The sequence below is a fragment of the Amycolatopsis umgeniensis genome (genome assembly GCF_014205155.1).
GTDB classification, from domain to species: domain Bacteria; phylum Actinomycetota; class Actinomycetes; order Mycobacteriales; family Pseudonocardiaceae; genus Amycolatopsis; species Amycolatopsis umgeniensis.
On record NZ_JACHMX010000001.1, the window covers coordinates 4692876 to 4710051 of the forward strand.

Annotated in this window: 22 protein-coding genes; 16 read left to right on the forward strand and 6 right to left on the reverse strand. The window is 67.6% G+C overall.

The window, feature by feature from the left end; all coding sequences use genetic code 11:
• Nucleotides 1-12 precede the first annotated feature (12 nt).
• The 4 genes from HDA45_RS22015 to HDA45_RS22030 are packed head-to-tail and all read left to right on the forward strand — an operon-like array spanning nucleotide 13 to nucleotide 3919.
• The gene (locus HDA45_RS22015) at nucleotides 13-1143 is read left to right on the forward strand and encodes a DegT/DnrJ/EryC1/StrS family aminotransferase (RefSeq protein ID WP_184898237.1); all 1131 of its coding nucleotides are present in this window, start codon (nucleotides 13-15) and stop codon (nucleotides 1141-1143) included.
• A gap of 7 nt (nucleotides 1144-1150) precedes the next feature.
• Nucleotides 1151-2083 carry an NAD-dependent epimerase/dehydratase family protein gene (locus HDA45_RS22020; protein ID WP_184898239.1) on the forward strand — a complete coding sequence of 311 codons (933 nt, stop codon included), beginning with the start codon at nucleotides 1151-1153 and terminating at the stop codon, nucleotides 2081-2083.
• A 26-nt stretch (nucleotides 2084-2109) separates the two neighbouring features.
• A complete protein-coding gene (locus tag HDA45_RS22025; RefSeq protein WP_184898241.1) occupies nucleotides 2110-3306 on the forward strand; it encodes a glycosyltransferase family 4 protein in 1197 nt (398 codons plus the stop codon).
• The gene (locus HDA45_RS22030) at nucleotides 3293-3919 is read left to right on the forward strand and encodes an acyltransferase (protein WP_101611763.1); all 627 of its coding nucleotides are present in this window, start codon (nucleotides 3293-3295) and stop codon (nucleotides 3917-3919) included. Before HDA45_RS22025 ends, HDA45_RS22030 begins: the two co-directional genes overlap by 14 nt.
• Before the next feature lies 1 nt (nucleotide 3920).
• On the opposite strand, the gene HDA45_RS22035 is transcribed toward HDA45_RS22030, so the two are convergent.
• Complete coding sequence (locus HDA45_RS22035) at nucleotides 3921-4502, reverse strand: hypothetical protein (protein WP_184898243.1); 582 nt, start codon at nucleotides 4500-4502, stop codon at nucleotides 3921-3923.
• Nucleotides 4503-4653: 151 nt separating this feature from the next.
• On the opposite strand from HDA45_RS22035, the gene HDA45_RS22040 reads away from it, so the two are divergent.
• Nucleotides 4654-5229 (forward strand): Uma2 family endonuclease, encoded by a 576-nt coding sequence (locus HDA45_RS22040; RefSeq protein WP_184898245.1) that lies wholly within the window; start codon nucleotides 4654-4656, stop codon nucleotides 5227-5229.
• Here HDA45_RS22040 and HDA45_RS22045 read toward each other — a convergent pair whose 3' ends face one another.
• Entirely contained in the window at nucleotides 5230-5619 is a 390-nt protein-coding gene (locus HDA45_RS22045; protein WP_184898247.1) for a hypothetical protein, read from the reverse strand.
• 40 nt (nucleotides 5620-5659) lie between these two features.
• Between HDA45_RS22045 and HDA45_RS22050 the strand changes: the two genes are divergently transcribed.
• A complete protein-coding gene (locus tag HDA45_RS22050; RefSeq protein WP_184898249.1) occupies nucleotides 5660-5854 on the forward strand; it encodes a hypothetical protein in 195 nt (64 codons plus the stop codon).
• A gap of 38 nt (nucleotides 5855-5892) precedes the next feature.
• Here the strand turns inward: HDA45_RS22050 and HDA45_RS22055 are convergent, their stop codons facing one another.
• A complete protein-coding gene (locus tag HDA45_RS22055; RefSeq protein WP_184898251.1) occupies nucleotides 5893-6261 on the reverse strand; it encodes a hypothetical protein in 369 nt (122 codons plus the stop codon).
• A gap of 16 nt (nucleotides 6262-6277) precedes the next feature.
• Here HDA45_RS22055 and HDA45_RS22060 point away from each other — a divergent pair, with 16 nt between their 5' ends.
• From HDA45_RS22060 to HDA45_RS22075, 4 genes are all read left to right on the forward strand, one after another.
• Complete coding sequence (locus HDA45_RS22060; protein ID WP_184898253.1) at nucleotides 6278-6490, forward strand: hypothetical protein; 213 nt, start codon at nucleotides 6278-6280, stop codon at nucleotides 6488-6490.
• A 680-nt stretch (nucleotides 6491-7170) separates the two neighbouring features.
• Nucleotides 7171-7737 (forward strand): copper resistance CopC family protein, encoded by a 567-nt coding sequence (locus HDA45_RS22065; RefSeq protein ID WP_184898255.1) that lies wholly within the window; start codon nucleotides 7171-7173, stop codon nucleotides 7735-7737.
• Between the two features lie 71 nt (nucleotides 7738-7808).
• Nucleotides 7809-8318 carry a SigE family RNA polymerase sigma factor gene (locus HDA45_RS22070; RefSeq protein ID WP_184898257.1) on the forward strand — a complete coding sequence of 170 codons (510 nt, stop codon included), beginning with the start codon at nucleotides 7809-7811 and terminating at the stop codon, nucleotides 8316-8318.
• Nucleotides 8315-9073 carry a hypothetical protein gene (locus HDA45_RS22075; protein ID WP_184898259.1) on the forward strand — a complete coding sequence of 253 codons (759 nt, stop codon included), beginning with the start codon at nucleotides 8315-8317 and terminating at the stop codon, nucleotides 9071-9073. The genes HDA45_RS22070 and HDA45_RS22075 overlap by 4 nt, the downstream gene beginning before the upstream one ends.
• Here the strand turns inward: HDA45_RS22075 and HDA45_RS22080 are convergent.
• The 3 genes from HDA45_RS22080 to HDA45_RS22090 are packed head-to-tail and all read right to left on the reverse strand — an operon-like array spanning nucleotide 9040 to nucleotide 11625.
• Complete coding sequence (locus tag HDA45_RS22080; RefSeq protein WP_184898262.1) at nucleotides 9040-9516, reverse strand: hypothetical protein; 477 nt, start codon at nucleotides 9514-9516, stop codon at nucleotides 9040-9042. The genes HDA45_RS22075 and HDA45_RS22080 overlap by 34 nt on opposite strands.
• Nucleotides 9517-9562: 46 nt before the next feature.
• Nucleotides 9563-10522, reverse strand: a complete 960-nt coding sequence (locus tag HDA45_RS22085; protein ID WP_184898264.1) for a Gfo/Idh/MocA family protein — start codon at nucleotides 10520-10522, stop codon at nucleotides 9563-9565.
• Nucleotides 10519-11625 carry a DegT/DnrJ/EryC1/StrS family aminotransferase gene (locus tag HDA45_RS22090; protein WP_184898266.1) on the reverse strand — a complete coding sequence of 369 codons (1107 nt, stop codon included), beginning with the start codon at nucleotides 11623-11625 and terminating at the stop codon, nucleotides 10519-10521. The genes HDA45_RS22085 and HDA45_RS22090 overlap by 4 nt, the downstream gene beginning before the upstream one ends.
• A gap of 158 nt (nucleotides 11626-11783) precedes the next feature.
• Here HDA45_RS22090 and HDA45_RS22095 point away from each other — a divergent pair, with 158 nt between their 5' ends.
• The 6 genes from HDA45_RS22095 to HDA45_RS22120 are packed head-to-tail and all read left to right on the forward strand — an operon-like array spanning nucleotide 11784 to nucleotide 17174.
• The gene (locus HDA45_RS22095; protein WP_184898268.1) at nucleotides 11784-12509 is read left to right on the forward strand and encodes a UDP-N-acetylglucosamine acyltransferase; all 726 of its coding nucleotides are present in this window, start codon (nucleotides 11784-11786) and stop codon (nucleotides 12507-12509) included.
• A 16-nt stretch (nucleotides 12510-12525) separates the two neighbouring features.
• Nucleotides 12526-12765 (forward strand): acyl carrier protein, encoded by a 240-nt coding sequence (locus tag HDA45_RS22100; protein ID WP_005149592.1) that lies wholly within the window; start codon nucleotides 12526-12528, stop codon nucleotides 12763-12765.
• Nucleotides 12765-13490, forward strand: a complete 726-nt coding sequence (locus tag HDA45_RS22105; protein ID WP_184898270.1) for an SDR family NAD(P)-dependent oxidoreductase — start codon at nucleotides 12765-12767, stop codon at nucleotides 13488-13490. Before HDA45_RS22100 ends, HDA45_RS22105 begins: the two co-directional genes overlap by 1 nt.
• Nucleotides 13490-14887, forward strand: a complete 1398-nt coding sequence (locus HDA45_RS22110; RefSeq protein WP_184898272.1) for an AMP-binding protein — start codon at nucleotides 13490-13492, stop codon at nucleotides 14885-14887. The genes HDA45_RS22105 and HDA45_RS22110 overlap by 1 nt, the downstream gene beginning before the upstream one ends.
• Entirely contained in the window at nucleotides 14884-15936 is a 1053-nt protein-coding gene (locus HDA45_RS22115; protein ID WP_184898274.1) for a LuxE/PaaK family acyltransferase, read from the forward strand. The genes HDA45_RS22110 and HDA45_RS22115 overlap by 4 nt, the downstream gene beginning before the upstream one ends.
• Nucleotides 15933-17174 carry an acyl-CoA reductase gene (locus HDA45_RS22120; RefSeq protein WP_184898276.1) on the forward strand — a complete coding sequence of 414 codons (1242 nt, stop codon included), beginning with the start codon at nucleotides 15933-15935 and terminating at the stop codon, nucleotides 17172-17174. The genes HDA45_RS22115 and HDA45_RS22120 overlap by 4 nt, the downstream gene beginning before the upstream one ends.
• Nucleotides 17175-17176 lie beyond the last annotated feature (2 nt).

Consider the following 17176-nt stretch of genomic DNA (forward strand, 5'->3'; position numbering starts at 1 on the left):
AATGGGAGAGGTATGTCCAACCAGGAACCTGTGGTCCTCGGTCAGCCGACCGTCGGCGACGAAGAACTCGCCGCCGTGGCGGAGGTGTTCCGGTCCGGCTGGCTGGCCGGTGCCGGCCCCGCGTGCCGCCGTTTCGAGGAACGCTTCGCGAAGACCGTCGGCACCGCGCACGCGCTGACCACCAGCAACTGTGGCTCCGCACTCTTCCTCGGGCTGCGTGTACTCGGCGTGAAGCCGGGCGACGAGGTCATCGTCGGCGACTACACGTTCCCCGCCACCGGCCACGCCGTGCTCCAAGCGGGTGCGACACCGGTGTTCGCCGACATTCGCCCGGACGTGTGGAGCGCCGATCCGGCGTCGATCGAAAGCTTGATCACCCCGCGCACCGTCGGCATCCTCGCCGTCGACGTCGCCGGGCAGCCGGGTGACTTCGACGAGTACCGCGCGATCGCCGACAAGCACGGCCTGTGGCTCTTCGAGGACGCAGCCTGCGCCGCGGGCGCGACGTACAAGACCCGCCCGGCGGGCAGCCTCGCCGATCTGGCCGCGTTCTCCTTCCACGGCCGCAAGGGCATCACCGCGGGCGAAGGCGGCGCGCTCGTCTCGGACCGCGAAGACCTCATCGCGCACGCGCGCAAGCTGCACACCTACGGCATCGAGCCCGCCATCACCCGCGAGGGTTCCGGTGCGCTGCCGATCCCGGAGTTCCACGAGCTGGGCTACAACTTCCGGCTCTCGGACGTGCAGGCCGCGATCATGAACGTCCAGCTCGACCGCCTCCCGGACCTGCTCTCGGCCCGCCGTTCGGTGGCCAAGCGCTATCACGAGGCGTTCGAGAACCTGCCCGGTCTCGACGTCCCGGTGGAACTGCCGGACCGCGAGCACCCGTGGCAGGCCTACATCCTCACCGTGGCCCCGGAGATCGACCGCGACGCGCTCGCGCTGCGGATCCGTGAGCAGGGCGTGCAGTGCAACTTCGGCACCTACGCCTCGCACCTCCAGCCCATCTACGGCAAGAAGCAGACCTTGCCGGTATCGGCGGACCTCTTCGCCCGTCATCTCGCCATCCCGATGCACGCCAACCTCACCGATGACCAGGTCGACAGGGTCATCGGGACCGTCAGCGCCGCACTGCCGAGCTAGGAGAGAAATGCCCGACAAGAAGGTCCTCTTCACCGGGGGCGGCGGTTTCATCGCCGCGCACGTCATCCCGATGCTGATCGAAGGCGGCTACACCGTCCGCGTCTTCGACAACATGACCCGCGGCGACCGCGCCAGGATCAACGAGTTCGTCGCCACCGGCAAGGTCGAACTGGTCGAGAAGGACGTGCGCTACGGCGGCGCCGTGCGTGAGGCCATGCGCGGCTGCACGCACGTGATCCACTTCGCCACCGTGTCGATCAACAAATCGGTCGCGGACCCGCACGAGTCCATCGACATCAACATGGTCGGCAACCACAACGTCTTCGCCGCCGCGGCGGACGAGGGTGTCGAGCGGGTCGTGTTCGCCTCGACAGCGTCGGTCTACGGCGAGCCGAAGCGGCTGCCGATGCACGAGGACGACAAACTCACGCCGCTCACGCCGTACTGCATCTCGAAGCGCGCGGGCGAGGACATGCTCGGCTTCTACGAGCGCACCAAGGGTCTGTCCTGGAACGCGCTGCGGTTCTTCAACGTGTACGGCCCCGGCCAGAAGATCGAGGCCTACTACACGTCGGTGATCAACCACTTCATCCAGCGCCTGCGCGCCGGCCAGCCGCCGATCATCGACGGCCGCGGCGACCAGTCGATGGACTTCGTGCACGTCACGGACCTGGCTCGTGCCGTGGTCGCGGCGCTCGAGTCGGACCAGGCGAACGTTCCGATCAACATCGGCACCGGGATCGACACCTCGATCGCGACGCTGGCGAAGATCCTCATCGACGCCGTCGGCGTCAACGTCGAGCCGCTGTTCAACGAGCGTGACGTGCTGGTTTCGCGGCGTGCCGCGGACATCACCCGTGCCCGCGAGGTCCTCGGCTGGGAGCCGAAGATCTCCGTGGAAGAGGGCATGTACGAACTGGTGAAGGCTTCGGAGGGATGACCGCCGGGCCGGGGGAGAGCCGCCCCATGCGCATCGCCGTCGTCAACAACTTCTTCCCGCCGAGGGTGGGCGGAAGCGCGCACATGGCGGCCTCCCTGGCCGAGCAGTACGCGGCGCGCGGGCACGAGGTGCTCGCGATCACCGCGGCCTACGCCGACGCCCCGGCCGACGAGACCAAGGACGGCTACCGCGTCGTCCGCCTGCCCGCGGTGAAGATGCCGCAGCTGGGCCTGTCGATCGACTTCGACATGAGCTTCGCCTCGCTGCGGCCGGGGAACTGGCGGCGGCTGCGGAAGCTGCTGGACGAGTTCAAACCGGACGCGATCCACCTGCACGGGCAGTTCTTCGACCTGTCGTGGCTGGCGGGGCGGTACGCGCGGCGGCACAAGCTGCCGATGCTGATGACCATCCACACGCTGCTGATCAGCGACAACAAGCTGTACGGCGGTGTCTTCCGGTTCCTGGACACGGTGCTGGTGAACCCGATCCTGCGCTACCTCAAGCCGCGGTACGTCATCCTCGACAAACTCGGCGTGGACTACTGCGTCGAGCGCTACGGCACCAGCGACGCGAACTCGGACTACTTCCCGATCGCCGTCGACACCGGGAACTTCGAGAAGCCGCTGACGAAGGATGTGCGCGCGGAGCACGAGCTGGGCGACGGTCCGGTGATCGTCTCGCTCGGGCACGTGATCCCGCTGCGCAACCGGCTTCCGCTGGTCGAGGCGCTGCCGTCCATTTTGGACAAACACCCTGGCGTGAAGGTGGTCGTCGTCGGCCGCGTGTACCACGACGTCTTCCTGAAGCGGGCGGAAGAACTCGGTGTCGCGGACGCCATCATCGTCACCGGCGCCGTGCCGAAGGCGGACGTCCCCGCGTACTTCGCCGCCGCCGACATCGTCACGCACGACCTCAACGGCGGCTGTGGCACCGCGTCGCTGGAGGCGATGCTCTCGGGCACCGCGACCATCGCGTCGGTCACCGAGGACAACTACCCGGGCATCGAACTGCGCAACGGCGAGAACATCCTGCTGGTGCGGCCGGACGACAGCGAGGCGGTGGCGAACACCGTCATCGAACTGCTCGACGATCCGGAGAAGCGGGCTTTGGTGGCACAGCGGGAAAGCGCGATGGTGCGGGCCAACTTCGGCCTCGACGTCGTCGCCGAGGAACACCTGCGCACCTTCGAGAAACTGGTGACCGAGGCCGATGTTCTTCGATGACGAGCGCAGCAACCGGCTGCGTCCGCAGATCCTGACCGAACTCGTTTCGCAGTACATGAACGACGCCGAGCGCGCCCGGTTCTACGGGCTGCCGGAGTCGACACGGGTGCGCGAACGCGTCAAGATCATCAGCCCCGAGAACCTGAAGATCGGCGAACACTGCTGGATCGGCGAAGGCGCCGCGCTCGACGCGAGCGGCGGGCTGGAGATCGGCGAGCACACCAGCATCGGCCTGAACACGCTGATCTTCACGCATTCCAGCTGGCTCGCGAACATGACGCTGCAGAACCACTCCGGCAGCGACCTCATCGAACGCAAACCGGTGAAGATCGGCAAGGGCTGCTTCATCGGCGGCCTCGTGGTGATCATGGCGGGCGTGACGATCGGGGATTTCGCCACCGTGCAGCCGAACTCCGTGGTCGCCAAGGACGTCCCGCCGCGCACCCTGGTCGCGGGCAACCCGGCGCGCGTGTTCCAGCGCTACGACGACGAGTACATCCAGTCCGAAGTGGAGCGTGTGCGCGGCGAAAACGCCCGGCGGCGCGCGCTGGCGGAGGAGCGTGGGGACACGTCGTCGTCCTGGGGTGCCCCGGCGGGCGATTTCACGGAGTAGTTCAGAGGCGTTCCGCCAGCCTCTTGGCGATCGTCTCGTAGACATCGGCACGGGTGCCGCCGGAAAGGTCGACCAGCGCGACCCGGATCTGGCCGTGGGCGCGTTTGTAGACCACGGTCGTCACCCGCTGGTCCTTGCCGTCGCAGTACCACGCCGTTTCGCCGATACCCGGCAACGGCGTCGGCGGTTTCGTGCACTCCTTCTTGGTTTCCGCCGCCATCGACGGCACCGACCAGCCGTCTTCCGGGACGACGGTCAAGTACAGCCCGTCCGCGCGGTTGTAGTGGCAGGCGTAGTCCGTCGCGTCCTCCTTCTTTCTGACTTCCCCTTCCTGCTGTCCGTCGCGCGCGCCGTAGATCGCGTCTCCGATGATCTGCTGGACCTCGGTGAGCGGAAGGAACGGGCAGGCCGCGGTGATCTCGGCGGGCGATGCCGGTGGAGGAGGTGTCGTCGGCGTCGTGCTCGGGGCTTTGCTCGCTGACGTGGACGGCGGGGCCGGTGGCGGCGCCGGTGCGGGCTCGCCGCTACAGGCGGTGAGGAAGAAGAGTGTGCCGACGGACAAGAGCCCCCAGGTTCTTTTCATTCTCGAAATGTAGCGGACCTGCGGAAACAGTGGGGATCTCTTGCGCGGGAGCAACTCCACAGAGTGCCCACACGCTACTGTGTGTGATGGTACAGTTCTTGGGAAACCGTGGGGAGATGGCTCTGGTGATCACAAGCGAAGGAGGAGTTCGATGAGTGTCGTGCAATGGCCTCAGCGATTCCTGACCCTCGACGACTGGGCCGCGCTGCCGGAAGACCCGGAGCATTGGGTCGAAGTCGTCGAAGGGGTCGTCGTCGTGTCGCCGCTTCCGTTGCTCGTCCATCAGTGGGCCGTCACACGTCTGGGTTTTTTGCTCCACGACCAGCTGCCCGCCGGATTCAGTGCTTGGAGCGAGGCCGAAATGATCATCGGCACCGCCCCTCTCACCGTCCGGGTGCCCGACGTGGTGGTGGCGAGAACAGAGATCATGGAAAGCAATCCGGCCCGTGTTCCGGCCGACGCGGCACGGCTGGTGATCGAGGTGCTGTCCGAGGGCACCGTCCGCACCGACCGGGTCACCAAGTTCGCCGAGTACGCCGAAGTCGGCATCGAGCACTACTGGATCGTCGACCTCGAAGACCCGACGAGCATGGTCACCTATCGCTTGGTCGACGGCGAGTACGAGAACTTCGGTGAGCACACCAGCAAGGTGAGCCTCGAGGTCGAGGGCACCCCGCTCACCCTCGATCTCGACGCACTGACCACCCGCCACGCGCAGCGCCCCTGATCACAGCCTGTCGGCCATCAGTTTCGCCAGCGTCGCGTAGACGTCGGTCCTGGTGCTGTTGAGGTACAGCGTCGCGACCCTCGTCTCGCCGTGGCTGCGTTTCCCGACGCTCACCAGGATGTCGAGCTCCGGACCGTCGGTGGGGATCGAACACCACAAGGCCTGCTCGCCGATTCCGGGAAGCTGCGTGATCGGCTGCTTGCATTCCTTCGCGAGCTTGTCGATCGTCGCGCGGGGCGGCTGGTTCCCGGGGATGGCCGCGACGAAGAGCTCCGCCGATTTCCCGTACTTTCCTTTGGGGTCCTCGAAAGCGCACTGGTAGGCCTTGCCGGAGCCGACCCGTTCGGCCTCGCCTTCGTTGGCGACCAGATCGTCTGATCTCCCGATCACTTGAAGGAACTCCGTCGGGCTCAGGACAGGACAGGCCGCGGTGATCTTGTCGAGTGGTGCCGGTGGAGTGGTGCTGGGGCTGGGTGGCGTGCTGCTGGTCGGTTTGCTCGACGACGACGGCGGTGGTGCCGGCGCTGTCGGCGTGGGCTCGGTCGCGGCGCCGCTCGAGCAAGCCGTGACGGCGAACAGCAGGACTGCGGTGGTGAGGGTCCCCCTCGATCTGTGCACGCCGTGAACCTAGCTGTTCAGGATGTTGGGCGACCAGCCAATTCTTCAGAGCCGTTCCGCCAGCCTCTTGGCCATCGTCTCGTAGACGTCGGACCGGGTTTCGCCGATGAGGTAGACCCACGCGAACCTGATCTGGCCGTGTCCGCGTTTGTAGACCATCGTCGACATGAAGTCGCCCTCCACTTCGCAGTACCAGGCCGCATCGCCGATGCCCGGCAACATCGTCGGCGGCTTCACGCACAGCTTCTTGGTCTGCGTCACCATCGACGGCACCGACCGTTCCTTCTCCGGAAAGACGTGCAGGTACAGGCCGTTCACGCCGTTGTACAGGCACGCGTACTTGATGATGCCGTCCTCTTCCTCTACCTCTGCCTCCTGCTGGCTCTTGCCCTGGCCCAACTGCGTGGTGCCCATGATCTGGTGGACCTCCGTGAGCGGGAGGAACGGACAGGCCTCCCTGATCATGGCGGGCGAGGCGGGTGGTGGCGGTGTCGTGGGAGTGGTGCTCGCGGGTTTGCTCACCGAGGTGGGCCGCGGCGCCGGCGGGGACGACGGCGGCGCTGGCTCGCCGCTACAAGAGGTGACGAAAAAAAGCATGCCGACGAACAAGAGCCCCCAGGTCCTTTTCATCCTCGAAATGTAGCTGACCTGCGGAAACATCGGGGATTTTCGTGATGGTTCTTGCGTGAGGGCAACTTCGAAGAGTGCTCGTGCGTACTGTGGAAATGGCTTACGAGAGCTTCGGTGAGGACACCGGCGAGGCCATCCCGACTTCGACGGTACCCAGTTCGCTTTGGATCTCGACGCCCTCACGGCGCGGCACTCGCAGCGCCGCGGGACTGTGTGGATTTTGGGCGTTAGATGAGGGGAAGGGCAAACGTGTCGTGTTCGCGGGCGATGCCGAGCGGCCGTGTCGCGAAAGCCACTTTCGGGACATCAGACGTCGCGAAAGTGGCTTTCGCGACACCCCGAAAGGCTGGTGTGACCCTCACAGTGGCCAGGAGCAGCAGCTTTCGGTCGCGAGTGGCGTTCCGGTCTATTGAGGGGCAGGGCGAACGTGTCGTGTTCGGACGGGATGGGCGTTCACGCGTGATCGGGCGACGTTCACGGAGTTCGCTGTCTGATCACGCGAGATCCGTCTCCAATCACGCGAGTTACGGCCTTCGCTCACCTGAGTTCAGCCACGACGCCAGGTTTGTCCTTCTCCTCAATAGATGACTCAAAGTCCACACACCCCTCACCCGGAGCGCCACCGGGAACCGTCGCCCTCCCGAGCCCGACTACTAGGCTCGACGGGGAGTTCCCCGGCGAGGAGGGTGTCAGATGAGGTTCAAGCGGTTCGGTGCGTCGCTACTGGTCGCCGGCATCACCCTGCTGGGCGCCGCGACCCCGGCGCTGGCCCACTCGGAGTTGAAGAGCAGCGACCCGGCGAGGGGCGCTTCGCTGGCGACACCGCCGACGCAGATCAAGCTGACCTTCTCCGGTCCGGTCACCCTCGCCGAAAACCCGATCCAGATCACCGGGCCCGAGAACGCCTCGTGGACGGTCGGCCGGGCGGAGGTCGCCGGGACGGTCGTCACGGCGCCGGTGCAGGCGGTCGGGCCCGCCGGGGAGTACACCCTCCGCTACAAGGTCACCTTCGAGGACTCGCACGCCGCGAGCGGCTCGGTGAAGTTCAACCTCAGCGCCCCGGTGCCCAGCAGCGCGCCGACGAGCAGCCAGGCCCCGGCCAGCAGCGCGGCGCCCGCGACGAATGCCACCCCCGCTCCGCAGGCGGAGGAGACCACTCCCGACAAGCTGGTGCCGACCTGGGTGTGGATCGTCCTCGCTGTCGCCGTGGTCGTCGCCGGGCTGGTCGTCGCGCTCCGGTTCACTCGTCGGAAGGACTGAGGCTTCACGGAACGACAGCGGTTGAGGCAACCTTTCAGGTGGTCAACCGTCGAACTGAGATGAGGACCAGGGTGGCTCGCGGCGATGACGAGTTCGTCGAGTTCGTACGGAACTCGACGAACCGTCTTCAGCATGCGGCCTACCTGCTGACCAGCGACCGCCATCAGGCCGAGGACGCCACACAGGCGGCGCTCGCCAAGACGTACGCGGCCTGGTCGCGGGTGCGCCGCAAGGACGCTTACGCGTACGCGCGGCAGGTCCTCGTCAACCACGTCATCGACGGCTGGCGGCGCCCCATTCGCGAGAACGCGACCGAGGAGATCCCCGAGCAGCCGAGCGGCGCGGACATCGCCGGTGCCGTTGTCCAGCGGAAATGGCTGCTTGACGCGTTGCGTACGCTCACAGACCGGGAGAGAGCCGTCGTAGTGCTCCGGCACTTCTTCGATCTGAAGGAGTCCGATGTGGCCGGCGAGCTGGGTGTCTCGGTGGGCACCGTGAAGAGCACCAACTCCCGCGCCCTGACCAAGCTGCGGATCACCGCGGAGGACGGAACGGAACTGATCGGCGGGCTGGGACGATGACCGACCTCGAGACGCTGCGCTCGGCTTTGCGGGAACCGCCTGCCGAGGAGTTCGCCGAGCCCGACCTCGGCGCGATCATGACCAAGGGCAGGCGTATCCGCCGCCGTCGCCGTCTCGCGACCGGCGCGGGTGGCGTCGCCGCCACCGTGGTGACGGTGCTGGTCATCGTCGGGGCGGTCGCGTTGAAGGAACCCGCGCAGCGTCCGCTTCCGCCCGCCGCGAGCGTCGCGTCGGCGACCGCGCCGTCGATACCGGCTCCGGCTCCGACGCCGGCGCCCGTCCCCACGGACCGCACGGCCTGGAAGACCCCGGCGCCGCTGGGCGACGTGATCCCGCTCGGCACTCGCGGCGACGGGGGCCGGGAATTGGTGCTCTACGCCAACGCCCTCGACGAGAGCGCCCTGCCGGGCGTCGAGTTCGGCTTGCAGATCGCGTACCGGAACGAAGACGGCAGTTACGACGCGCTCTTGGGCACCAACGAGTTCAAGGGGGCCGACCGGTCGTTCGGTTTCCACGCGGTGGACGGCGGCGACCTGGTCCAGGGCGCTTTCGTCCCCGTGTTCGGCTACTTCGCCGGTCCGGCGACGCGGATCACCAGCACGGTCCGGGGAAAGCCGGTCGAGGCGAAGGTGATCCCCTGGAGCGAGGACCCGTCGGTGATGATCTTCTGGTTCTCCCCGTCGGACGTGGAGTCGACGGGCGTGCTGACCCCGCTCATCGCTTACGACTCGAGGGGCCAGCGCCTCACGAAGTAGGCGTTGACCGAGGACCGGTACAACCCGACGATGCCGAGCACGGTCCCCGCGAGGACGAGCACGTCGATCGCGACGAGGGCGATCCCCAGACCTGACACCCGTACTTCGCCGTCCAGCACGGTGGCGCGCTCGGTCGTGTCCAGATAGCCGACCACCGCGGCGATCACGGTGACCAGCGTGATGAGGCTCATGAAACCCGCCGAAGCGGTGAGGGCCACCCGTGCCCAGTTCCGGCCTGCCCGGGTCACCACGCACAGTGCCATCTGGACGACGCCGAACACCAGGAACCAGATGACGACCGGCGACCCCGCATCCTCCTGACGGAGACGGGGCCCGTCCACACCTTGCATGAAGGCGAGGAACGAGAGCAGTCCCGAAGTGATCATCCACGTCAACGCCGCCAGGGCCAGAACGGTCGTCGCGCGCTTGAGGGTCTTGGGCACCCCGCGGACGGTAGCCGTGCCCGGCCGGGACAGGTCCCTGAGGAGGTCAGGCGGCGGCTTGCGTCAGCACCTGGTCGACGACGGCGTGCGAGGGCAGGATCAGGTCGCGCTCGGTGTCGGCGTCGATCTTGCCTTCGAGCAGCTCGAGGAACCGGTCCAGCTGGGTCGCGAGAGGCTCGCGCGCGGTGACCAGTTCCGGGATCTCGATGACGGTCTGCTGCCGGTAGCCGAGGCCGTCCGGGGTGACCGAGTCGTGCGAGACGTGCCGGTAGATGGTGACGTCGCGGCGGAGCAGGTCGATCTCGATCATGCGGTCCAGTTCGGACACCCACAGCGAGCGGACCTTGCGCTGGCCGAGGCGGGACGCGGAAACCGTGGCGAGCCCGGACTCGAACGACAGCACCGTCTCGATGGTGTCTTCGGCGCCTTCGACCGAGTTCGGGTGGAAGTAGCCCGCTCCGGAGGCGACCCGCTGCGGGGTCGCGCCGCCGAAGAACTGGATCGCCAGGTCGACGTCGTGCACCAGCAGGTCCCACGCGACACCGGTCTTGATACGCGGCGCGTAGGGGCCGTGACGACGGGCCATCAGGTGGATCGGCTCGTTGACCAGCGCCCGCGCGGTCATCACGGCCGGGTTGTAGCGCTCCAGGAGCCCGCACATCAGCGGGACGTCCTTCTTCGCCGAAAGCCCGACGATCTCCTTGGAGAACTCGAGGCTGTTGCACACCGGCTTCTCGACCAGCAACGGCTTGCCCTGGCCCAGGATCTCCTGCGCCAGCTCGTAATGCGCCTCGGTGGCCGAGGCGAGCACGACGGCGTCCACATCGGACAGTGAGCCGATTTCGGGCGTCCACTGGGTTTCGTAGCGCTCGGCGACCTTGCGGCCCGCCTCTTCACGCGGGTCGATCACGCGGACGAGGTCCACGCGCTCGTTCGCGGCGAGGACACGGGCGTGCAGCGAACCCATGTTGCCGGTGCCGATGAGGGCGATCTTGTGGGTGGTCATGCGCCGAGCACCTCGCGAACCGTTTCGATGATGGTGTCCAGGTCGGACTCGGAAAGGTGCGGGTGCACGGGCAGCGAAAGCGCCTGTGCCGCGACGGAAGCGGCCACCGGGAAGTCCTCGACCTTCGCGTCGGGGATCAGCGGGTTGTTCCGGTAGCAGTCGTAGTCGAAGACGATCTTCGGGTAGTAGATCCCGTTGCCGATGCCCTTTTCGGTGAGGGCCGCGGCGAGCTCGTCGCGCGAGAGGAAGGCGTGCGGGCCGACCAGCACGGTGTACTGGTGCCACACGTGTTCGCGGCCCGGCAGGACCTGCGGGATGTCCAGACCCGGCGTGCCGGCGAGGCCTTCGGAGAGGCGCTTCGCGTTGGCCTGACGGGCGGCGGTGAGCTGGTCGAGCTTCTCCAGCTGCGGGATGCCGACGGCGGCGTGCAGATCGGTCATCCGGTAGTTGTGCCCGGCGACCTCGTACTGGTACCGGGCGCGCATGCCCTGGTTGCGCAGCACGCGCAGCGCGTCGGCCAGCTCGTCGTCATCCGTGGTGATGACGCCGCCCTCGGCGGTGGTGATGTTCTTGGTGGCGTACAAGGAGAAACAGCCGATCCCGAAGGATCCGGCCTGCTTGCCCTCGAAGGAGGCGCCGACGGCCTGCGCGGAATCCTCGATCACCTTGAGACCGTGCTCGGCGGCCAGCGGCGCGAGCTTGCCCATGTCCGCTGTCTGCCCGTAGAGGTGCACGGGCATCAGGACCTTGGTGCGGTCGGTGATGGCGGCGGCGACGGCGTCCGGGTCGATCGCGAAGTCGTCGCGGCGGATGTCGGCGAAGCGGACGGTCGCGCCCGCCTCCAGGATCGCGTTGAGCGTGGCCACGAAGGTGAACGGCGAGGTGACCACCTCGTCGCCCGGCTTGAGGTCGAGCGCCTGGATGGCGGCGACCAGCGCGGTGGTGCCGTTGTTGACGGCGATCGCGTGCTTCGTGCCGGAAACGCTCGCGAACGCGTCCTCGAAGCGCTTGACCATCGGTCCCTGTGCGATGGCGCCGGATCGCAGCACCTCGACGACGAGGTCCTCCGCGTCACGGACGTCGACCACGGTAATGGGGATCATCTGCAAGTCTCTCTCGACTGGGCGTTCTGGTGCGTCCGGTACAGTGAGCCGCCGGTTCTGCGCCCGGCCGCCCTCTCTGGCGCGGGCCACACGTTACCGGGACCGCCGAAGCGCCCATTACCCCAGGCTGCCTCCCAGCCACAACGAACGGATCTCACGTGGTGAACCGCATCCACCCGACAGCAGTCATCGGCGAGGGTGTCGAGCTCGGTGAAGACAACGTGATCGGACCGTTCACGGTCATCGTGGGCCCGGCGCGGATCGGTGACGGCAACTGGATCGGCCCGCATGTGACCATCGGGACCCCCGGCGAGGATCGCGGCCGTGAGCACCCCGCCGCCTGGGAGTCCGCGCCGAACGGTGATCCCGATCACGACGGCCACGGCGTGGTCATCGGCAGCCGCAACCGGATCCGCGAGTACGTGAGCGTCCACCAGGGCACCTGGCGCACCACCACCATCGGGGACGGCGGCTACTTCCTCCGCGGCTCCCACATCGCCCACGACTGCCTGGTCGAGGACGCCGTCACGGTCGCTTCGAACGTGATCACCGGTGGCCACTGCCACATCTGGGCCGGGGCGAACCTGGGCATGGGCGCGATCCTGCACCAGCGGGTCGTGATCGGCCCCGGCGCGATGGTCGGGATGAGCTCCGCCGTCCGCAAGGAGGTGGGCGCGTTCACCATCGCCGTCGGCAACCCCGCGCGGGTGACCGGCGTCAACACCGTGGGACTTTCCCGCCGGGGCCTGGACGAGGCCACCATCGAGGCATTGGGACCGTGGCTGAAGGGTAAGGCCGGTCTCCCTGAGGACGGGCTGGCCGACCGGCTGCCCGGCGACCTCTCTACCTTGGTGAAGGCGTGGGACGCCCGTCCGCGCGACTAGCACTAGGAGTACAACGATGGCGGAAGTCGCCGGCAAGCTGCGTGAGGTCTTCGTCGAGGCGCTGGACCTCGATGGCGAGGTCGACGTCGAAAACCTGAAGTACCGCGACATCGAGGCCTGGGACTCGGTCGGTCACATGGCGCTGGTCGCGGCCATCGAGGACGAGTTCGATGTGGAATTCGACACCGACCAGGTGATCGACATGTCCAGCTTCAAGGTCGCCGTCGACATGGTCACCGACCTCCAGTCCAAGTGATGTTGGACGGCAAGATCGCCCTGGTCACCGGGGGTACCCGAGGTATCGGCCTGGCCACCGCGCGGGCGCTCGCCGAAGCGGGCGCCACCGTCGTCCTGACCGGCCGCGACGAGACCAAGGCCAAGGAAGCGGCCGCCGCCGCGGGTGCCGCGAGCGGGCTCGCCCTGGACGTCACCGACGCCAAGGCCGTCTCGACGCTCGTCCGCGGTGTGGCCAAGGAGCACGGCAAGCTCGACATCGTGGTCGCCAACGCCGGGATCATGGAGGACGCGCTCCTCGGCATGATCCGCGAGGAACTCGTCGACACCACGCTGAGCACGAACGTCGCGGGCACGCTGCACACCGTCCAGGCCGCGGCCAGGGCGATGATGCGCAAGAAGACCGGCGCCATCGTGGTGCTGGCCTCGATCGTGGGCGAGCACGGAAGCGCCGGTCAGACGGTGTACGCGGCTTCGAAGGCGGCGGTGGCGAACATCGCGCGATCGGCCGCGAAGGAACTCGGCCGGTCCGGGATCCGGGTCAACGCGGTGGCGCCGGGCGTCATCGAAACCGACCTGACCTCGGGGCTGACCGAGGACGCCAAGGCCGAGAACATCGGCAAGACCCCCCTCGGACGGCTCGGGACGCCCGAGGACGTGGCGAACGCGATCCGGTTCCTCGTCAGTGATGACGCTTCGTTCATCACCGGCCAGGTGCTGGGCATCGACGGAGGACTTGTTCTGTAATGACCCTGTTGGGTGTGGGCGCGCGACTGATCGACGTCACGAGCGGCAAGACGCTCGCGGGCGAGGAACTCGACACCGAGGTCACCCGCGTGGGGGCCGCGTTGTCGCTGCTGCCGCCGGGCGCGCTGTTCGCGCGGATGTCGGTGGACCTGCCCAGCGTGCTGAACTACCTCGGCGCGTTCGAGGCGGGCCGCGCGATCGCGCTGATCGACCCGGCGCTCGACGCCGACGTCCTGGCGGGGCTCATCGAGCGTTTCCGCCCGGCCGCCGTGCTGTCGGCGCCGGACGCGCCCGCACCCGAGGGTTACGGCGTCTCCGACGGGCACTGGGTCCGGGAGTCCGCCGAAGGTGTCGAGCCGCATCCCCAGCTGGCGGTCCTCCTGCCGACCAGCGGTTCCACCGGCAACCCGAAGCTGGTCCGGCTCTCGCGGGGCGCCGTCTACGCCAACGCCGACGCGATCGCGCAGGTGCTCGGCATCGACCGCGACGAGGTCGCGCCGACCAGTCTCCCGCTGCACTACAGCTACGGCCTGTCCGTGCTGAACTCCCACCTCGTCCGCGGCGCGACCGTGGTCATCGAGCCCTCGGGCGTGCTCGGGCGCGGCTTCTGGGACGCGGTCAACGAGTACAAGGTGACGTCGCTCGCCGGGGTCCCGTACCACTACGAGATGCTGCGGCGCCTCAAGTTCGACCCGGCGAAGTACCCGACGCTGCGCACGCTGACCCAGGCGGGCGGCAAGCTCCGCGACGACCTCGTCGCCCAGTTCAACGACAAGATCCGCGAGGTCGGCGGGCGGATGTTCGTCATGTACGGGCAGACCGAGGCCGCCCCGCGGATGACCACCGTCCCAGCGGAGCGGCTCGCGGAAAAGCTCGGCTCCGCCGGGCCCGCACTGCCCGGCGGCTCGTTCGCCGTCCGGCGTGAGGACGGCTCCGAGACCCAGCATCCGAAGATCGTCGGAGAGGTCGTCTACCGCGGTCCCAACGTGATGATGGGCTACGCCGAAGACGAGGCCGGGCTGGCCGCGGGCGACGAATACGGTGGCGTACTGGCCACCGGCGACCTCGGCTACCTCGACGAGGACGGGTTCCTCTACATCACCGGACGCCTCAAGCGGATCGGCAAGGTCTTCGGCAATCGGGTCAGCCTGGATGATCTCGAGCACGCCGTGCGTTCTGCTTCGGTGGGGATCGACGTCGTGGCCGCCGTCGCGGCCGGGGACAAGGTCGTCCTGTTCGCCGAAGGCGCCGACAAGGACATCTGCAAGGACGCGTCGAAGGCGCTGTCCGAGCGGCTGCACCTGCACACGAGCGGGTTCGACGTCCGCCCCATCGACACCGTGCCGCTGCTCGCCAGCGGCAAGATCGACTACCGGTCGCTGGAGGCCCAGGTATGAGCGTCTTTACGTTGTCTCAGGCCGAGCGCGAGAAGCACCTGCTTCCGCAGCTCGCCGAGCTGACCGCGCACCACCGCGAGAACTCCGAAGGCTACGAGCGCATCCTCTCGTCGCTCGGTATCGCGCGGGACGCGTCGTTCGCTTCCATCGCGGACCTGCCGTGGCTCCCGGTGCGCATGTTCAAGACGCACGACCTGCGCAGCATCCCCGAGTCCGAGATCTTCAAGACGCTGACGTCCTCGGGCACCACCGGCGAGGGCGCGTCGCGGATCTACCTGGACAAGGCCGCCGCCGGCGCGCAGACCAAGCAGCTCGGCGCCACCCTGCAGGAGGTCCTCGGCAACGAGCGCCTGCCGATGCTGATGGTCGACACGATCGGCATCATCAAGAACCGCCGCTCGTTCTCCGCGCGCGGCGCGGGCGTGCTGGGCATGGCCAACTTCGGCCGCAAGCACACCTACGTGCTCGACGAGAACGATCAGCCGGACGTCGAGGCGGTCAAGACGTTCCTCGCGAACTACGGCGACAAGCCGTTCCTGATCTTCGGCTTCACCTTCATGGTGTGGCAGTACCTCTACGAGGTCGCTCGTGAGCACGAGCTGGACCTGTCCAACGGCATCCTGATCCACTCCGGTGGCTGGAAGAAACTGATCGACCGCGCGGTCGACAACACCGAGTTCCGCCGCCGCTTCAAAGCGGACACCGGGCTCACCCGGATCCACAACTACTACGGGATGATCGAGCAGATCGGCACCGTGTTCCTCGAAGGACCTTCCGGGAACTCGTTGTACTGCCCCGATTTCGCCGACATTGTGATCCGGAACCCGGAGACGTGGGAAGAGCAGCCCGTGGGCGAGCCCGGCGTGATCGAGGTCGTCAGCACGCTGCCGCATTCGTACCCGGGGCACGTCCTGCTCACCGAAGACCTCGGTGTCTACAACGGAATCGACGACGGCGACTGGCCGGGCAAGCACTTCTCGGTGATGGGCAGGCTGCCCAAGGCCGAGGCCCGCGGTTGCTCGGACACCTTCCAGGGGGCGGCGGCATGAGCCTGAACCAGCGTTTCCCGCTTTCGGACGCCATCGAGGTCGACAAGCTCGTCGAAGAGCTGCGTGCCGAGCCAGTCGGCGGACGGCTGCGCGTCGGAGACCCGCGCGTCGTCGAGTTCCTGACGAAGTTCGCGCGCAAGCTGCTCGCGCCCGCGACCGCCCGCCGCTTCCCGGAACTGGCGTCGCTCGGTTTCTTCCTGCGCAAGGGAGAGATCGCCAAGGCACTGTCCACTTTGGAGACTTCCGGCGACGCGCTGCGCTTCCCGCGCGGGCTCGTCTTCCACGTGCCGCCCGCCAACGTCGACACGATCTTCGTGTACTCGTGGGCGCTTTCCGCGCTCGCGGGCAATCACAACGTCGTCCGCGTGTCCTCGCGTTCGGCAGGCGCCGCCGAAACGGTGCTGGAGGCGCTCAACGCCGCACTGTCCGAAGTGGACGCCGAAACCGCCGCCGCGATCACCGCGACCCAGCGCATGGTCACCTACGACCGCAGCGACGCGATCAGCGGCGCGCTGTCGGTCGCGGCGGACCTGCGAGTGATCTGGGGCGGCGACGCCTCGGTCGCGGCGCTGCGCAAGTACCCGCTGGCGCCGCACGCGCGCGACCTGACCTTCCCGGACCGGTCCTCGTTCGCGGTCGCGTCGGTGCGCGGCTGGCAGAACGCCTCCGAGGCCGAGCGGCGAGGCGCGGCCGAGGGTTTCTACAACGACTCGTACTGGTTCGACCAGGCCGCCTGCTCGTCACCGCGCGCGGTGTTCTGGGTCGGCGACGAAGCGGGCGCTCGCGAAGCAGGGCAGGAGTTCCGGAAGCTGCTCGCCGAGGTCCTCGCGACGAAACAGCACGTCACCGAGCCCGCGATGGCCGTCCAGAAGCGGGTTTCGGCGTACGGCGCGGCCGTCGACGGGCTCGTCAGCGGTATCGAGTTCCAGGGCAACGGCATCGCGACGCTCGAGTTGGCCGACCCCGCGATCCTCCCGCGCGAATGGCTCGGTGCGGGCACTTTCGCCAACGCGCGGGTGGACACGCTTTCCGACCTCGTTCCGATCGTGCTCCGCAAAGATCAAACCGTCGGCCAATTCGGCTTCAGCAAAGAAGAATTGACGCAATTCGTGACGGAATTGGCGGGGCGCGGCGTCGACCGTGTCGTTCCCTTCGGATCGGCCCTGACGTTCTCCGCGATTTGGGACGGCTACGATCTGCTGACCGAGTTCAGCCGACTGGTGACCGTACAGGCCTGACC